The organism is Acinetobacter tandoii DSM 14970 = CIP 107469 (assembly GCF_000400735.1).
GTDB lineage: Bacteria > Pseudomonadota > Gammaproteobacteria > Pseudomonadales > Moraxellaceae > Acinetobacter > Acinetobacter tandoii.
Window position 1 is genome coordinate 191,316 of record NZ_KE007367.1, and the last position, 15,712, is coordinate 207,027.

16 protein-coding genes are annotated in these 15,712 nt (G+C 40.0%); 7 read left to right on the top strand and 9 right to left on the bottom strand.

Annotated features, from left to right (window positions below; all coding sequences use genetic code 11):
• Window positions 1-2: 2 nt before the first annotated feature.
• Window positions 3-1,433: a pyridoxal phosphate-dependent aminotransferase gene (locus I593_RS10285; RefSeq protein ID WP_016167510.1), complete on the bottom strand. Its 1,431-nt coding sequence runs from the start codon at window positions 1,431-1,433 to the stop codon at window positions 3-5.
• Window positions 1,434-1,662: 229 nt separating this feature from the next.
• Here I593_RS10285 and msrB point away from each other — a divergent pair, with 229 nt between their 5' ends.
• Genes msrB through I593_RS10305 form a run of 4 tightly spaced genes read left to right on the top strand, consistent with a single transcriptional unit; the run spans window position 1,663 to window position 4,107 of the window.
• Window positions 1,663-2,082, top strand: coding sequence for a peptide-methionine (R)-S-oxide reductase MsrB (gene msrB, locus I593_RS10290; RefSeq protein ID WP_016167511.1), 420 nt, complete (start codon window positions 1,663-1,665; stop codon window positions 2,080-2,082).
• Window positions 2,079-2,561 (top strand): glutathione peroxidase, encoded by a 483-nt coding sequence (locus I593_RS10295; protein WP_016167512.1) that lies wholly within the window; start codon window positions 2,079-2,081, stop codon window positions 2,559-2,561. The genes msrB and I593_RS10295 overlap by 4 nt, the downstream gene beginning before the upstream one ends.
• A gap of 5 nt (window positions 2,562-2,566) precedes the next feature.
• Window positions 2,567-3,445 carry a helix-turn-helix domain-containing protein gene (locus tag I593_RS10300; RefSeq protein WP_212750023.1) on the top strand — a complete coding sequence of 293 codons (879 nt, stop codon included), beginning with the start codon at window positions 2,567-2,569 and terminating at the stop codon, window positions 3,443-3,445.
• A 47-nt stretch (window positions 3,446-3,492) separates the two neighbouring features.
• Window positions 3,493-4,107, top strand: coding sequence for a LysE family translocator (locus tag I593_RS10305; RefSeq protein WP_016167514.1), 615 nt, complete (start codon window positions 3,493-3,495; stop codon window positions 4,105-4,107).
• Between the two features lie 516 nt (window positions 4,108-4,623).
• On the opposite strand, the gene dapC is transcribed toward I593_RS10305, so the two are convergent.
• From dapC to I593_RS10330, 5 genes are all read right to left on the bottom strand, one after another.
• Complete coding sequence (gene dapC, locus I593_RS10310; protein ID WP_016167515.1) at window positions 4,624-5,793, bottom strand: succinyldiaminopimelate transaminase; 1,170 nt, start codon at window positions 5,791-5,793, stop codon at window positions 4,624-4,626.
• Window positions 5,794-5,818: 25 nt separating this feature from the next.
• Window positions 5,819-8,485 (bottom strand): [protein-PII] uridylyltransferase, encoded by a 2,667-nt coding sequence (gene glnD / locus I593_RS10315; RefSeq protein WP_016167516.1) that lies wholly within the window; start codon window positions 8,483-8,485, stop codon window positions 5,819-5,821.
• A 26-nt stretch (window positions 8,486-8,511) separates the two neighbouring features.
• Window positions 8,512-9,726 carry a formate-dependent phosphoribosylglycinamide formyltransferase gene (purT, locus tag I593_RS10320; RefSeq protein WP_171069597.1) on the bottom strand — a complete coding sequence of 405 codons (1,215 nt, stop codon included), beginning with the start codon at window positions 9,724-9,726 and terminating at the stop codon, window positions 8,512-8,514.
• Window positions 9,727-9,963: 237 nt separating this feature from the next.
• Complete coding sequence (gene ygaH / locus I593_RS10325; protein WP_016167518.1) at window positions 9,964-10,311, bottom strand: L-valine transporter subunit YgaH; 348 nt, start codon at window positions 10,309-10,311, stop codon at window positions 9,964-9,966.
• Window positions 10,301-11,059 carry an AzlC family ABC transporter permease gene (locus I593_RS10330; protein WP_016167519.1) on the bottom strand — a complete coding sequence of 253 codons (759 nt, stop codon included), beginning with the start codon at window positions 11,057-11,059 and terminating at the stop codon, window positions 10,301-10,303. The genes ygaH and I593_RS10330 overlap by 11 nt, the downstream gene beginning before the upstream one ends.
• A gap of 101 nt (window positions 11,060-11,160) precedes the next feature.
• Here I593_RS10330 and I593_RS10335 point away from each other — a divergent pair, with 101 nt between their 5' ends.
• Both I593_RS10335 and I593_RS20420 read left to right on the top strand, forming a co-directional pair.
• Window positions 11,161-11,646, top strand: a complete 486-nt coding sequence (locus I593_RS10335; RefSeq protein WP_026440974.1) for a hypothetical protein — start codon at window positions 11,161-11,163, stop codon at window positions 11,644-11,646.
• A 178-nt stretch (window positions 11,647-11,824) separates the two neighbouring features.
• Entirely contained in the window at window positions 11,825-11,998 is a 174-nt protein-coding gene (locus I593_RS20420; RefSeq protein WP_016167521.1) for a hypothetical protein, read from the top strand.
• An 88-nt stretch (window positions 11,999-12,086) separates the two neighbouring features.
• Here I593_RS20420 and I593_RS10340 read toward each other — a convergent pair whose 3' ends face one another.
• The gene (locus tag I593_RS10340; RefSeq protein ID WP_016167522.1) at window positions 12,087-12,788 is read right to left on the bottom strand and encodes a Crp/Fnr family transcriptional regulator; all 702 of its coding nucleotides are present in this window, start codon (window positions 12,786-12,788) and stop codon (window positions 12,087-12,089) included.
• Window positions 12,789-12,882: 94 nt separating this feature from the next.
• Between I593_RS10340 and I593_RS10345 the strand changes: the two genes are divergently transcribed.
• Complete coding sequence (locus tag I593_RS10345; RefSeq protein WP_016167523.1) at window positions 12,883-13,413, top strand: Mpo1 family 2-hydroxy fatty acid dioxygenase; 531 nt, start codon at window positions 12,883-12,885, stop codon at window positions 13,411-13,413.
• Window positions 13,414-13,611: 198 nt separating this feature from the next.
• Here the strand turns inward: I593_RS10345 and I593_RS10350 are convergent, their stop codons facing one another.
• Window positions 13,612-14,223: a superoxide dismutase gene (locus I593_RS10350; protein WP_016167524.1), complete on the bottom strand. Its 612-nt coding sequence runs from the start codon at window positions 14,221-14,223 to the stop codon at window positions 13,612-13,614.
• A 294-nt stretch (window positions 14,224-14,517) separates the two neighbouring features.
• The gene (gene ychF / locus I593_RS10355) at window positions 14,518-15,609 is read right to left on the bottom strand and encodes a redox-regulated ATPase YchF (protein ID WP_016167525.1); all 1,092 of its coding nucleotides are present in this window, start codon (window positions 15,607-15,609) and stop codon (window positions 14,518-14,520) included.
• Window positions 15,610-15,712 lie beyond the last annotated feature (103 nt).

A 15,712-nucleotide genomic window follows, 5' to 3' on the forward strand; every position in this document is an offset into this window, starting at 1 on the left:
ACTTAACGCAATTTCGCCAAGAAACGACCTACTCGTGTGATGGCTTCGCGAAGTTCATTTTCAGCAGGTAAGAATACAACACGGAAATGGTCTGGTGTTGGCCAGTTAAACCCTGTGCCCTGAACCAATAAGACTTTCTCTGCACGCAGTAAATCAAGCATGAGCTTTTCATCGTCCTGAATTGGGTATATCTCTGGATCAAGTTTAGGGAAGCAATACATTGCACCTTCAGGTTTTACACAAGAGACGCCAGGAATTTCATTTAACATTTCCCATGCAATATTGCGCTGTTCATATAAACGACCACCTGGGCGGATTAAATCATTAATCGATTGATAACCACCTAGGGCTGTTTGAATCGCATATTGTGCTTGATGGTTGGCACACAAACGCATAGATGCAAGCATATCCAAACCTTCGATATAATCAGTTGCGCGTGATTTATCGCCTGTAATGGCCATCCAGCCTGAGCGATAACCTGCAATACGATAGGCTTTTGATAAACCGTTGAATGAAATACACAGTTGATCGCCTGCTAATGCTGCAACGGAAACATGTTCGATACCGTCATAAATAATTTTGTCGTAGATTTCATCTGCAAATAAAATCAGGTCGTACTTTTTCGCTAAAGCGACAATTTGCTCTAAAACATGACGTGGATAAACAGCACCCGTTGGGTTGTTTGGGTTAATAATCACGATACCGCGGGTATTTGGCGTGATTTTACTTTCCATGTCGGCAATGTCTGGATACCAGAAATTTTCTTGATCACATTTATAATGAATCGCTGTACCACCCGATAAATTCACAGCCGCAGTCCACAGTGGATAATCTGGCATTGGCACCAGCATCTCATCACCATCATCGAGCAAGCCTTGCATCGCCATAACGATGAGTTCAGAAACACCATTACCGATATAGACATCATTCACGTGCATATCGAAAATGCCTTTTTGCTGGTAATACTGGCAAATGGCTTTACGTGCGGGGAAAATCCCTTTCGAGTCGGTATAACCCACAGCATTTGGCAGGTTTAGGGCGACGTCGTTAATAATTTCTTGTGGGGCTTCAAAGCCGAATGGAGCAGGGTTGCCAATATTCAGCTTAATAATTTTATGACCTGCTTCTTCCATCTCGATGGCCGCTCGTAACACTGGTCCACGGATGTCGTAGCAAACATGCTCGAGCTTAGACGATTTTTTTATTTCGCGTGGAGTTTGGATAGTGTTCGGCATTTTGATGTTCTCGGAAAGAGTGGAGGTCACTTTTGCATAACGATATAAATAACTTTTAAATGTTTCAGTTGTTACCAAATCGAGATCATGTTCATCTCGGAGTAAAGCAACAATTTTTTCATGCGTATAACCCGCCTGTTGATATTGTTTAATCACAGGTAGTAGATGTTTAAAAATAACGCTCTTTTTCTGCGACATTTTTTAATCCTGAGTAAGCATGATCGCAAGAATAACACCAATTTTGCTCACAAAAAAGCATTAATGAAATAAAAATGCTTACCATAATTATTGCATTTGCTTACTTTTTGCTTTTATTGGAATTATAAGTCTTTTGTAAATTGTTAACGAAAGACTAGAAATTTTAAGATGAATGACGTAAATATAAGATTATCTTTTTTGAAACAGCAAGATAGAAAGGGAAATAATCATGGGAAAACTCAGTAAAACAGACCGAGAATGGCAAAGAGAGTTATCACCAGAAGAATTCCGTATAACTCGACAAAAAGGAACAGAACCTGCTTTTACGGGAAAATATTGGAATAGCAAACAAGAAGGAACTTATGTGTGTCGTTGCTGCGGTACACCGTTATTTTCATCGACGACGAAATATGACAGCGGTTGTGGCTGGCCAAGTTTTTTTAAACCAATTGCTGGAGGAGCAATTGATGAATTACAAGATAACTCACATGGTATGGAAAGAACTGAAATAGTTTGTCATCATTGTGACGCACATTTAGGGCATGTTTTTGAGGATGGTCCGCAGCCGACAGGATTACGCTATTGCGTAAATTCGGCTTCATTAGAACTACAATCACAAGAAAAAAATGACGAGGAAACCTATCCATGACCAACATTTATCAGTTTGAAGCTGAGTTGCTAGATGGAAAAAATAAATCTTTTGCCGATTATGAGGGGAAGGTTTTATTAATTGTAAACACTGCCAGTAAGTGCGGGTTTACTCCACAATTTGCTGGCTTAGAAAAGTTATATGAAAAATATAAGCCTCAAGGGTTGGAAGTACTTGGCTTTCCATGTAATCAATTTGGTGGGCAAGACCCAGGCTCAAATGACCAAATTGGAGCTTTCTGCCAGAAGAACTATGGAGTGACTTTTCCAATGTTCTCCAAAGTGGATGTCAAAGGTCCTGAAGCTCACGCCATTTTTCGCTATCTGACCAATAACAGCAAAGGAATTTTAGGCAGCGGTATTAAATGGAACTTTACCAAGTTTTTAATTGGTAAAGATGGCACAGTATTAAACCGTTTTGCCCCAACCACAAAACCAGAAGCTTTAGAGGAAGAAATCGAAAAGGCATTACAACAATAAATGTCATGTTGAATAGATTGCAGCCTTCCAATGATACCTCCAAAGCTCAGACTGAGTTTTGGAGTGACCCGAATATGCCTTATGTAGAAACACGTAAGGCATGTCATAGTCGCGCCTGTTATCATGCTCATAGTCATCCAACCTTTTCCATAGGTGCTGTATATCTTGGGCAAAGTGTTTTCAGTAGTCGCTTTATAGGCGCACAAGAAATTGAGTCAGGAACATTGGTTTTAATTCCTGCAAATATTGAACACTCTTGTAATCCTGAACCTGATCAGGCGTGGAGTTATCAGATGATGCATCTGGATATGCTCTGGTTACGACAGTTACTACATGAAACTAAACAGGATTTTCGTTGTGACGCAGTTCCACAGTATAAACCTCAACTTTATCAATCAGAGCGATTGTATTCAGTTTTTTGTCATTTAAATCAAAACTTATTTGATTCTTCCATTTCATATTTGCAGAAAGAACAGTTGCTAATTCAGACCTTAACTGAGCTGTTATTTCCCAATTTGCACTTGGAATTGCTTACTGAAAATAGCTATGCGCAGCAGGAGTTCCAATTGCTAATTTCTAGGTTGAGTGGTAATGATGAGTTTTTATCCTTAGAGCAATTGTCTGAGCAAAGTGGTTTGAGTCGTTACGCGATTATTCGTTTATTTAAGTCGAATTTGGGTTTAACTCCACATGCCTATCAACTCAATTTAAAAATTAATCAAGCAAGAACGCTTTTAAGACAGGGTAAGGATATTATTGAGTTGAGTTATCAGTTGGGTTTTAGTGATCAGAGTCATTTTCAGCGTGTATTTAAACAGTTGACAGGGACCACGCCGAAGTTTTATCAAAAACAGCACCGTCGCGCAATTTTATACAATAATTAAATCTAAACACTGATTAGGCTTGTCTCAAAATTTAGTTGAGATGAGTTATGGAATTATTCTTTTTTATTGCAGTTACGCATTTTATGGCACTGCTTTCTCCCGGACCTGATTTTTTTCTCATATTAATTCATTCAATGCAGTACGGTTCGAAACTAGCCCGTTACACGGTATTAGGGATTGCAAGCGGGAATGCACTAATATTATTGATGATTTTTATATTGTTATGGTGGTTAGGGCAAATTCATCCCATATTATTGCAACTATTTCGTTACTTAGGCACCGCCTATTTACTGTATTTGGGATGGCAATGTTTTCGTTATCATGAAGCTGAGAATCAGTGTTTTGAAGATCATAATCAGATACAAATCAAGTCATCAGGTGTTCTATGTTTTGTTCAAGGTTTGCAGTCCAGCCTACTTAATCCTAAAAATGTGATGTTTTATAGCAGTCTTATTTTATTGGTCTACAGTCAATTTAGTGTTAAACAACTGTCTTTGATTTGCTTTTGGATGGTAAGTGTCGTCCTATTTTGGAATTTATTTTTGCTTAAATTGTTTAATTTTAAGAGTTGGAATCAGTTTTTAAAAAGAAATACGAAGATATTGTATAGGTTTACAGGTTGTTGTTTCTGGGGATTCGCTGCGGTTTTGATGGTGTTTTAATCCATTGCAGACGCGGTCTATTTTATTTTGTAATGAATTTAGCTAATGCTTTGTTTTTCTATCGCCTTTCAGATGCAGAAACAACTATAGATTTTCATATAACTTAATAAGGGCTCAGTTGATAAAAGATTAGATAATCAAAACTCAGAGGCACTTTGAAATGCCTCTGATGGTTTTAGATGCTTATGAATCAGAAGTTTCTATGGCTAAATTCTTTCAATAAATCGTCAAAAGATATTCACTTTGATGGGTTCTGAATGGATAGATTCATCATTTGAATTACAAGCTATTGTCGTTGGTCTATGAAATAAGTTGGTCAAAGTATTGCTGTTCAGTAGGTTAAAATAGAACTGAAAATACTGTTTATAAAATGTGTGTATTTGAATATTTCTTAGAATTTTAAAATTTAGATCAATTTTGTGAATCAGTGAGAGCACAAGTTCTTCATTATTATTTTTGTAAAATTTTCCAATAAAAAACCTCCCATAAGGAGGTTTTTTATTGGTTAAATAGGAATTAGAGAATCTTCTTTAACCGCGCGATGGCTTGCTCACATTGCGCAATATCAGCCACTAATGCCATACGCACGTGGTTTTCACCAGGATTACCCGTCGCAGTATCACGCGATAAATAGCGACCTGGAAGCACTTTAATATGAGCCTTTTCCATCAGCATTTTGGCAAATGATTCATCATTATCCACTTTAAGCCAATAATAAAAGCCAGCATCAGGTTTCTGAAGTGGTAAAAGATGTCCCAATTCATTTTGAAATAAATCAAACTTGGCACGGTACTGCACGCGATTTTCCTCAACGTGTGCTTCATCATCCCATGCTGCAATAGAGGCCAACTGATGTTGAACAGGCATGGCTGCACCATGATAAGTACGATATTGCAAATATGGTTTTAATAAGGCTGCATCGCCCGCAACAAAACCAGAACGCATACCTGGTAAGTTTGAACGTTTTGATAAAGAGTGGAATACGACACAATTTTTATAATCGTTACGTCCAATTTCAGCACAAACTTCTAATAGCCCTGTTGGTGCTTGATCAAACCATAGTTCCGAATAACATTCATCTGATGCAATCACAAAATCGTATTGGTCAGATAGTGCAATCAGCTTTTTAAATTGTTCTTTAGAAAGCACTGCACCTGTAGGATTACCTGGGGTACAAACAAACAAGAGTGCCGTTTTTTCCCATACTTCAGCAGGAACTGCATCAAAATCACCTAAATAGCCATTTTCTTCGGTACAGTTTATGAAGTAAGGCTCAGCACCTGCGAGTAAAGTTGCCCCTTCATAGATTTGATAGAAGGGATTTGGCATTACCACATACGGTTTTTCATCACGATTAATCAGCGCTTGTACAAAAGAAAAAATCGCTTCTCGCGTACCAGAAACAGGCAAAATTTCCTGTTCAGGGTTAATTTGATTCAGATTAAAACGACGTGTTAACCAGTTGGCAATGCTCAGGCGTAGCTCAGGCAAACCTTTACTGTTCGGGTAAGTCGATAGGTGTTGGAAATTATCAATAATCGCTTGTTTCACAAACTCTGGCGCAGGATGCTTTGGTTCACCAATAGAAAGTGGGATCAAAGGTAAATCTGCGGGTTGTACATCCTTAAAAAGCTTATTTAATTTTTCAAATGGATACGGATGTAATAGGGACAAACTAGAGTTCATGAAACGAATACCCGAACGTTAAAAATTAATGTTGACCACAGACCTGATTAGAGGCTTCATCTAAAGCAGACTTCAGTTGATTGGCAAATAATACAGTCTCTTCTTCCGTCATCGGAGAGCCATCTTTTTTGGTGACAAAGAAAATATCTTCGGCGCGTTCACCTAAGGTGGCAATTTTAGCAGAGTGAATGTCTAAACCCTGCATCATAAACAGACCACCAATTTTCGCAAGTAACCCAGGATGGTCAAGTGTAGAAATTTCCACCATATTTTGCTGTAACGCTTCGTTTAAGGTTACATCTACCGTATTTTCAATATCAAAATGACGAAGTTGGCGTGGAATACGGCGCTGCATTAATCCTGGATACTTATCGGATTGGCTTAGTGCTGAGGTGAGTGAGTGAATGACTGTAGCTTCTCGTTCAGGATCGGTTAATAACGTGCCAAAACGGTCTAAAACCACATAGGTATCTAAACTAAACGCAGTGGTTGCAGTAATGATTCGTGCATCCTGAACATCCAGATTCATTCGGTCTAAAATGGCCACAGTGGTTGCGAATAAGTTGGGTTGATCGCGCGTATAAATAAAGATCTGCACGGCATCTTGTGCTGATTTACGATGTGCTCTCATTAATACCAGAGGTGCAGGATTTTCACCGTGTTCCAATATTGCACGGGTATGCCAAGCAATTTCATCAGCCGATTCTTTAATGAAATATTCATCCCCCAGTTCTTGCCAGACTTTTTCCACATCGGCCAAGGAGAAGTCATTCACCAGCATTTCGCTGGCTGCAAACTTGGTATCTTCAATTAGCATTTGGTAATCCACTGGACGTCCCAAACCTGTACGAATAATGTCGCGGGCATGGGTATACAGTTGACGCATGAGTGATGCACGCCACGAGTTCCATAATTTTGGATTGGTCGCATTAATATCGGCAACAGTGAGGGTATAGAGATAGTCTAAATGCTCCATATCCCCCAGTTTTTCCGCAAAATCTTTGACTACATCTGGGTCGGAAATGTCTTTTTTCTGTGCCGTCAGTGACATGAGTAAGTGATTGTGAATTAACCAAGCCACCAGTTTGCATTCCCGTTCGGTAAAGCCATGCACGCGGCAGAATTCTATCGCATCTTCTGCACCGAGTTCACTGTGGTCTCCACCGCGACCTTTGGCAATGTCGTGGAACAAGGCAGCTAAGAATACGATGTCACGACGCGCAAGGCGTTGAAAGACTGAACTGACCACTGGAAAATCTTTGGCAAATTCCGGCTCTTTAAAGCGGTTTAAATTGCGTAACAATAGGAGCGTATGCGCATCGACGGTATAAATATGGAACAAGTCATATTGCATAAGTCCCATAATTTGTCCGAAAGCAGGAATATAATTGCCTAAAACGCCGTAACGCTTCATTGCGACCATGGTGTCGTATAAACGGTAAGGTGAACGAATAATCGCCATAAACAAGGCTTGATGTTCTGGATTATCCCGATAGGCTTGATCAATGCGTTTGGCAGCTAGAATCAATAAGCGTAAGGTTCGCGCGCGAATGCCTTCGATTTCTGGGCGGTTCGCGAGCAAATAGAATAATTCTAAAATTGCACTTGGGTTTTCTGCAAAAATTTTATGGTGTTGAACTGCTAACTTACCATCGACCAGTTTGAAGTTGTCATTAATTTCCACAATCTGACGTTCATATTGTGGCAGTCGAGGGGTGATGACCGATTCACTAAAATATGCCAATAACATTTCATTCAGGGTAGAAACCTGCTGCGCAGTACGGTAGTAGCGCTTCATGAACTGTTCAATTGGATAATTAGGTGATTTGTCTTCTTCACGCACATAGCCAAACATAGCGGCAATGTCACGTTGATAGTCAAATAATAAACGGTTTTCATCACGTTTGGTTAGGCGGTGTAAGTGATGGCGAATTTCCCATAAGAAACTCTCGGCTTCTTCGAGCACACCCAATTCAAATTCAGAAATAAAGCCCAAATGGACTAAATCATAAATACGATTGACTCTAAAGTGGCGCTTTGCAATCCATCCAATCTGGTTAATATCTCGGATGCCTCCTGGGGCATTTTTAATATCAGGTTCTAAATTGCTTTCGGTATTGTTGTGCTGCGCATAGCGACGGTGTTGCTCTTCCATCTTTGCATCAAAGAAGGTTTTATCTGTCCATGTTTGTGAAACGATACGACGCGGCCAACGCGCGAGATGTTCATAGCCGATAATTAGTCGTGCTTCAATTAGGGTAGTGGCAACAGTGAGATCATTGGTAGCTTCTTCGACACATTGGCGAATACTGCGCACACTGATGCCTGGTTTAAAATTGCCAACATCCCAAAGTGAAGAAATAAAAATGGAAATCAGTTTTTCTTGATCTGCGGTAATTTCATCTTCCGACAAGATCATGATATCGACATCTGAGTACGGCAGCATTTCACGGCGACCATAGCCGCCCACTGCAAATAGACCGAGTTTGGTTTGATCTAATTCGGCATGTTGCCAGAGAAATTGTAACGCTTCATCAATTAGATGAGATCGCGCTAAAATGACATCACGAATGGACTGTCCATGTTCAAAACTTTCCTGTAATTGTTTTTCTACATCGGTACGCCATTGGTTAATTGCTTGAATATCATGGTTACTTTTGACGTAATTCAACAATGGTAAAGTATTGATCATGAACAGTGGTCCGTAATATGTATAAGTTAGTTCTGATTCACAATGACTTGATCCGCAGCGTGTTGTGCCAACTCACGTGCTTGATCCGTAGTTTCAGCACGTGCAGTAGCAACACCCATACGACGGCGTTTAAAGCCTTCAGGTTTTCCGAACAGGCGTAAATCAGTATTTGGATTTGCCAAAGCAAGATTTAAGCCAGAGAAGGAAAGATTGGTATCATCCACACCCGCGTAAATGACAGTACTTGCAGCAATACTGTGGCGAGTTGTATTGACAGGCAAGCCTAAAATGGCGCGAGCATGTAATTCAAATTCGCTTTGATATTGGGAGGCTAAAGTCACAAGACCTGTATCGTGTGGACGTGGTGAAACTTCACTAAACCATACTTTGTCACCTTTGACAAACAATTCCACGCCAAAAATACCGCAACCGCCTAAAGCAGTTGTGACTTTGTGAGAAATTCGTTTAGCTTCTTCCAATGCCACGGCTGTCATGGCTTGAGGTTGCCAGCTTTCTACATAGTCGCCTGAATCTTGACGATGACCAATTGGGTCGCAGTATTGGGTTTCGATTTCACCTGTTTCGGCATTTTTGGCGCGAACAGTAAGAAGGGTAATTTCAAAATCAAAATCAATTTGCGATTCAACAATCACTTTACCCTGATTAACACGACCACCTGTTTGTGCATATTCCCAAGCTGCATCGACTTCGGCAAAGCTTTTTACACGTGATTGACCTTTGCCCGAAGAAGACATTACAGGTTTCACAAAGTTTGGATAACCAATGTCATCGCAAGCAGCACGGAAAGATTCGAGAGAATCGGCAAAACGGTAAGCGGAGGTGGGTAAGCCAAGTTCTTCTGCGGCCAAACGACGGATGCCTTCACGGTTCATGGTGAGGTACACAGCTTTTGCAGAAGGAATGATCGTTGCAGTTTGGCTTGCTTCAATTTCAACTAGAACTTCGGTTGCAATCGCTTCAATTTCAGGAACAATAAGGTGAGGTTTTACTTGTGCAATCAGTTGTTTTAATTCTTCAGGATTTGCCATATTTAAGGTGTATTGATAATGCGCAACTTGCATGGCAGGAGCATGGTCGTATCGGTCAGCAGCGTGTACTTCGACACCCAAACGTTGCAGTGAAATCACCACTTCTTTTCCGAGTTCACCTGACCCTAACAGTAGAACTTTAAATGCAGAAGATTGAAGGGGAGTACCAATAGTCACGCTCATGTGATTCATCCTTGCGTAAATGGGGTTTTAGCATAGCAGAACTCAGCGTAGTGTTCAGGTATGATTCACATAAAATGATAAGATTGTCGAACAATTTCTTTTAAGTTTACGCTGATTAGAATCTTAAGTTATAAAAGGAAAATATGATTACTTTCATAAAGTAAGTTTATTTTATATTTTTAGTTAATCACCTGAAAATTGCTCTCAAGTGATTAATTGTGCTGTGAATCATTCGTTCAAAATAAATTAAAAATGAAAAGGCATATAGGTATAAACCAAGCCGTAGGTCAAAGCAGCAGTTAATGTTGCAGGGACAATTTTCTTAAATTTGAAATATAAGCCCGTCAGAACCAGAAACCCTATCAGCATTGCTAAACTTTTGTTGGGTGTTTCTAACAGTGGAGGAAGTGTCGCAACGACCAACATGGAGCTAATAGCTGAAATCCCAATCGAGCCCAAGGCAATTTTTAACCACAATGCACCGCGCTTTTGCGAATTTTGTTGAAACTTCTGAATGACAAAAAAAGGACCAAAACGTGAGGCAAAATTTGCAATACCGACCACAATTCCTACCAATATGATTTCAAGATTCATGTGATGCTCCTGTAAGTTCTGCATCATGTTGTTTGAGGACATAGTGCTTAAACAAACCTGCAAATATACCTGATGAAATACCAATGAAAATTGCCGCAGAGAGATCTATGAAATAGCAGGCGATCGCAGATACTAAAATAGTCACACTGACCACAAAGGTATGTTTTTTCTCAAAAGCAGCCAATAGGAAACTGAGGAATAGCGCGGGTAATAAGAAATCTAGTGCCGCCTGCAGAAATAGCGGTAGATTGCCGACTTGATCAGCAAACAGTCCACCCAAGAATGAGCCAGTTGCCCAAGATAACCAGCTAAATAAACTCAGTCCCAACATCCAAGATTCAGACCATTCTTGGCGTCGTTGAGAGAGTTTGATCATGCCTGAAGCAAATACCTCATCTGTCAGTCCCCACGCCCAAATTGCGGTTTTTTTCAAATTCAAACGATCTTGAATTAAATTTTGTAGGGCAGGTCCATATAGTAAGTGACGAATGTCCAAGGCAATGACAGTCAGTGCCGTCATCCAGATGGAGGTTCCACTACCGAGTAGTGCAACCACCAGAAATTGGCTGGCACCCGCATACATGGTACAAGAGAGAAATAAGGCTTCCCAAGCACTAAAGCCAAACTGTGTTGCGGAAACCCCAAATGCAAAAGATACAGGTAAATAAGTAAAGATAATTGCTTGGCTATCTTTGGCACCTTGCCAAAAGCCCGCTGTTTGCGTGGGTGTTAATTTGTGTTGTGACACGACACACCTTGTTAGAGTTAAACGATAGGTCAAATAAGATTGTGTATTGTAGCCGAATTTACTAGCATAGTGCTTACTCGATTGTTGCGGTGATTCCCTAAATGCGAATACTTAGAGCGCCTGTGCTTGTTGTTTCTGTAATAAGTAGTGCTTTGTTTTTACAAGGTTGTGGTCAATCTTCAGATCATGCTGAAAAGAAAGCAGAAATTAAAGCTGCGCCTAAATTGACCAATGATGCGACCACTTATGCACATGAAGCATGGCGATTCATGAACGAGGCGGATCCTTATGTATATCGCAAGCAACGTAATTTAATAGAAGAAAAGGTACGTAAACCTGCGCGAAAACTCAGTACTGATTGGCGTATTAACGTCAAAATGACAGATTCGGTCACCGAAGGAAAATATGCATTGTGTCGTAAAGCTTTGACCAGTTTAGATGTTTGGGCGCGTGAAACCATGGAAAACTCAGCGACAGTTTCTCAGACAAAAGCGGATTACGAACGAGACAAAGCACAATGTAAAGATGCACTAGAGCATCCAGAGTTAGGTAACACCGATCCAAAGAAAAAAGCTTTTAGTTCGTAAAAGTTGAAGATCTAAAGCGGCATTGTAGTCTTGAAGATTGCAATGCTGTTATCCAATCAATAACGACAATAATAGAAAATAACACTGATTTGATTAATTTAATGCATTATCCTAATATGATAAAAGGTGTATAATTTATGTGAAAATTAACATTAAATAGCAATAAGGTTATCGTCTCATGCGTAAATTATCGATCTTCGGTTTTAGTCTGTTCTGTTTATTCAGTTCCACCGTAAATGCTCAGGTTGTGCAGCCTAAACCGCATGTGGCTTTGCATCATGCTGTGGCACACGAAGTTGCACCTTGCACCAATGGCTTTGATGAGGTCAATGTCTGTCAATTAAACTCTTAGTTGAGCTGCTTTTTGGTGCATGTATTTGAATATGCATATTTATGGTGAAAAGTTTTGCACCATAAAATGACAGTTGATGTTAGTGAAATCAACTCTGTCGAGTATGTGCCAAGCGATGTAATTGTTCCTGATCTAAAATTTCAATTTTTTTAAATGCCAGATTTAACACCCCCAGTTTTTCTAAAGCCTGCAATTCCTGATTCACCGTTTGCCGTGAGCAAGTTAGCATCTGCGCAAGTTGTTCTTGACTGAGTTGAATGACATTTTTTTCAATCAGTACATGATTGCCATAGCCTTGTAAAATCAGCATTAATCGTAGAGCAAGCCGTTGTCTGATGGTCTGAGTTTGAATTGAAATCAGCTCTAAAAAGGCAATACGTAATTTCTGGCTGGTGAGTTGAGCAATATGAAACCAGAACTGAGACTGTGTAGTGACTAAAGTGTGGATAGCCGCACTAGGAATATGCAGGATTCGTGTTTTTTGAATCGCAATGGCATCGTGGGAGCGCGGTTGCTGATCAATTAAAGAGATTTCACCGAACCACATGATGGGTTCTGCAATTGCAGCAATAGATTCTGTACCTTCAATATCGACATAACCTAAGCGTACTGCACCATTGAGTACCGCATAGATTCCATCAAAAGTATCTCCAGAATAAAAAATAGCTTGTTCTTTCTGATAGTGCTGTATAAGCGCATGTTCCTGAATAAACTGCTGAAAGGGGAGCGGTAATTCAGAATACCAACGGTTATTGGCAAGATGTTGAAGATCATCCATTTGCAGTGTCATGGGTATCCTTATTTTTTGAATTGTCGGCTAGGTGACAACTATAAAAATGATTTTTTTATATAGTGAGTTTATGCATCTTACAAGGACGATCCCAATGAGTAAATTAGAACAACTTTTAAGCCAGTATGCGGCTTATCATCTTGATCATAAAAATATTTTAACGCACTTTGTCGGGATTCCGCTGATTGTGTTCTCCATTATGTGTTTGACTGCACGGGCAGGGTTTCACTTTTCAGGATTTGAAATCACCTTAGCCTTGGTCTTGATTATAGTGAGTTGTGTGTATTATTTGAAATTAGATCTCTGGTTTGGCTGTATCATGTTATTGCTATTTTCTGCGGTCTATCCTTTGGCATTAAAGATTGCTGGTTTTGGTTTGGCGGCGTGGTTAATGCTCAGTATTGGTATTTTTGTGGTGGGCTGGGTATTTCAGTTTGTAGGACATTTTTATGAAAAGAAAAAACCAGCCTTTCTCGATGATTTAGTTGGTTTGATCATTGGTCCGTTATTCGTATTAGCCGAAGCGATATTTATGATGGGCTTTAGACAAGAATTGCAACAACGTATATTGGAACAGGCACGAAAGCAACGTGCAGCGATGGATACGAAACCAGTTCAGATTTAGTCTTTAAATTTAGCCTGCCCAATGCTTTGCATGATTGATAGAGACGCATTCGGCAGGATTCTTCAACGTTAGAATGCATTTAAGGATGTTGCCACTTTATAAATGCAAAGTAAGGCACCACTTAGCAAAATAAGTATTCCCAATATAAAGCGTAGTTGATGAAATGCGGTCATAGGTAGGTCAGTGGCTGCGTACATATTACTGAATGGCCTGTTCATAACGTTGGTTGACTTCTTGCCAGTCGACAACATTAAAAAAAGCTGAAATATATTCGGGTCGTCTGTTCTGATATTTCAGGTAATAGGCATGTTCCCATACATCGAGTGCTAAAACGGGCGTGTGACCCTGCATGAGTGGCGAGTCCTGATTGGCACTGCTCTCTACCAATAATTTTTGATCTGGAGTAACGGTTAACCAAGCCCATCCACTACCAAAGCGGGTGAGTGCCGCTTTAGTAAAATCTTCTTTAAAGTTGTCAAATCCACCCAGTTCAGCCTCTATCGCTACCGCAATTTTGCCTATAGGTTGTCCACCGCCTTGAGGACTCATAACAGTCCAGAATAAGCTATGGTTGGCATGTCCACCTGCGTTGTTGATGATATTGTTTTTGAGTTGTGTAGGAACATTATTTACCTGAGTGACTAATTGCTCCACAGTTAAGTTTTCCCACGGTGTCCCTTCAATGCCTGCATTAATATTATTGATGTAAGTCTGATGATGCTTACTATGATGAATTTCCATGGTTTTCGCATCAATATGCGGTTCGAGTGCATCATAGGCATAAGGTAAATGGGGAAGGGTATAAGCCATAGCATCATCCTTTCAATCTAAGTTTTTAGTTATGCATAGGAGTGTAGGCGATGTTGGATTTAATGTAAATATAATGATAATTATTATCATTATATTTATCAAATAAAGCTTTGCTTAACCTGAGTCACTTATGTTTGAATGATGTTAAAGATTTCAGGCGACAGAAACGGGAGGGGCACTTTGCATCTTATGTACACGAAGTTAAGTGTTGTTGTTGCTGAGCTTGGTTAACTCCTATTTAGGATATAAAAAAGCCAGTGATAACACTGGCTTTTTTGAAACATCTAAATGAAATTAGACATTGAAACGGAAATGTAAAACGTCGCCGTCTTGTACCACGTAAGTTTTACCTTCTAGACGCCATTTACCAGCTTCTTTTGCACCCGCTTCGCCGTTGTATTGAATGAAGTCATCATAAGCAATACATTCAGCACGGATAAAGCCTTTTTCGAAGTCAGTGTGAATGACACCCGCAGCTTGTGGTGCAGTTGCACCAACTTTTACAGTCCAAGCACGTACTTCTTGTACGCCTGCCGTGAAGTAAGTTTGTAAGCCAAGGAGTGAGTAACCTGCACGGATCACCACGTTCAGACCAGGCTCTTCCATACCCATCGCTTCAAGGAATTCAGCACGGTCTTCATCTTCAAGCAATGAAATTTCAGCTTCGATTTGGTTGCAAAGAGGAACTACAATTGCATTTTCTTCAGCAGCAAGTTTTTTCACTGCGTCTAAATGCGGGTTGTTTTCAAAACCATCTTCAGCCACATTGGCAATGTACATGGTTGGTTTTAAAGTCATTAAACCAAAACCACGCACCAATTTACGCTCATCGTCATCAAGCGTAGCAGCACGAGCTGGTTTGCCTTCATCTAATAAAGGTAGAATTTTGTCTAAAACCGCTTTCGTTGCAATCGCATCTTTATCACCACTTTTTGCTGATTTTGCTAAACGTGTAACGGCTTTGGTTACAGTTTCTAAGTCAGCAAGTGCAAGTTCAGTATTGATAGTAGCAATATCATCTAAGGGGTCAATTTTACCATTCACATGAATGACGTTTTCATCTTCAAAACAACGAACCACGTGTGCAATCGCATCAGTTTCACGGATGTTGGCAAGGAATTGGTTACCTAAACCTTCACCTTTAGACGCGCCAGCAACCAAACCTGCGATGTCTACAAATTCCATTGTGGTTGGAAGTACACGTTGTGGCTTTACGATGGCAGTTAATTTGTCTAAACGTAAATCTGGAACAGGAACAATCCCTGTGTTTGGTTCAATGGTACAGAACGGAAAGTTTTCTGCCGCAATTGCTGCTTTAGTTAACGCATTGAAAAGGGTAGATTTACCAACGTTCGGCAAGCCGACAATACCGCAATTAAAACCCATGAAATGACTCACAACGTATTATTTAAAAATTGGCGCTGATTTTACATGAAAGCCATGACAAAGTCAGGTCATGGCTCGTATCTTTCTTTTCAACACCTTCAAG

Excerpts from the sequence above, each read along its gene's own strand:
- ygaH (WP_016167518.1), bottom strand. The coding sequence starts at position 10,311 with ATGAATCTTGAAATCATATTGGTAGGAATTGTGGTCGGTATTGCAAAT.
- I593_RS10345 (WP_016167523.1), top strand. The coding sequence starts at position 12,883 with ATGAGTAAATTAGAACAACTTTTAAGCCAGTATGCGGCTTATCATCTT.
- ychF (WP_016167525.1), bottom strand. The coding sequence starts at position 15,609 with ATGGGTTTTAATTGCGGTATTGTCGGCTTGCCGAACGTTGGTAAATCT.
- I593_RS10350 (WP_016167524.1), bottom strand. The coding sequence starts at position 14,223 with ATGGCTTATACCCTTCCCCATTTACCTTATGCCTATGATGCACTCGAA.
- I593_RS10305 (WP_016167514.1), top strand. The coding sequence starts at position 3,493 with ATGGAATTATTCTTTTTTATTGCAGTTACGCATTTTATGGCACTGCTT.
- dapC (WP_016167515.1), bottom strand. The coding sequence starts at position 5,793 with ATGAACTCTAGTTTGTCCCTATTACATCCGTATCCATTTGAAAAATTA.
- I593_RS10295 (WP_016167512.1), top strand. The coding sequence starts at position 2,079 with ATGACCAACATTTATCAGTTTGAAGCTGAGTTGCTAGATGGAAAAAAT.
- I593_RS20420 (WP_016167521.1), top strand. The coding sequence starts at position 11,825 with ATGCGTAAATTATCGATCTTCGGTTTTAGTCTGTTCTGTTTATTCAGT.
- I593_RS10300 (WP_212750023.1), top strand. The coding sequence starts at position 2,567 with ATGTTGAATAGATTGCAGCCTTCCAATGATACCTCCAAAGCTCAGACT.
- msrB (WP_016167511.1), top strand. The coding sequence starts at position 1,663 with ATGGGAAAACTCAGTAAAACAGACCGAGAATGGCAAAGAGAGTTATCA.
- purT (WP_171069597.1), bottom strand. The coding sequence starts at position 9,726 with ATGAATCACATGAGCGTGACTATTGGTACTCCCCTTCAATCTTCTGCA.
- I593_RS10340 (WP_016167522.1), bottom strand. The coding sequence starts at position 12,788 with ATGACACTGCAAATGGATGATCTTCAACATCTTGCCAATAACCGTTGG.
- I593_RS10285 (WP_016167510.1), bottom strand. The coding sequence starts at position 1,433 with ATGTCGCAGAAAAAGAGCGTTATTTTTAAACATCTACTACCTGTGATT.
- I593_RS10335 (WP_026440974.1), top strand. The coding sequence starts at position 11,161 with ATGCGAATACTTAGAGCGCCTGTGCTTGTTGTTTCTGTAATAAGTAGT.
- glnD (WP_016167516.1), bottom strand. The coding sequence starts at position 8,485 with ATGATCAATACTTTACCATTGTTGAATTACGTCAAAAGTAACCATGAT.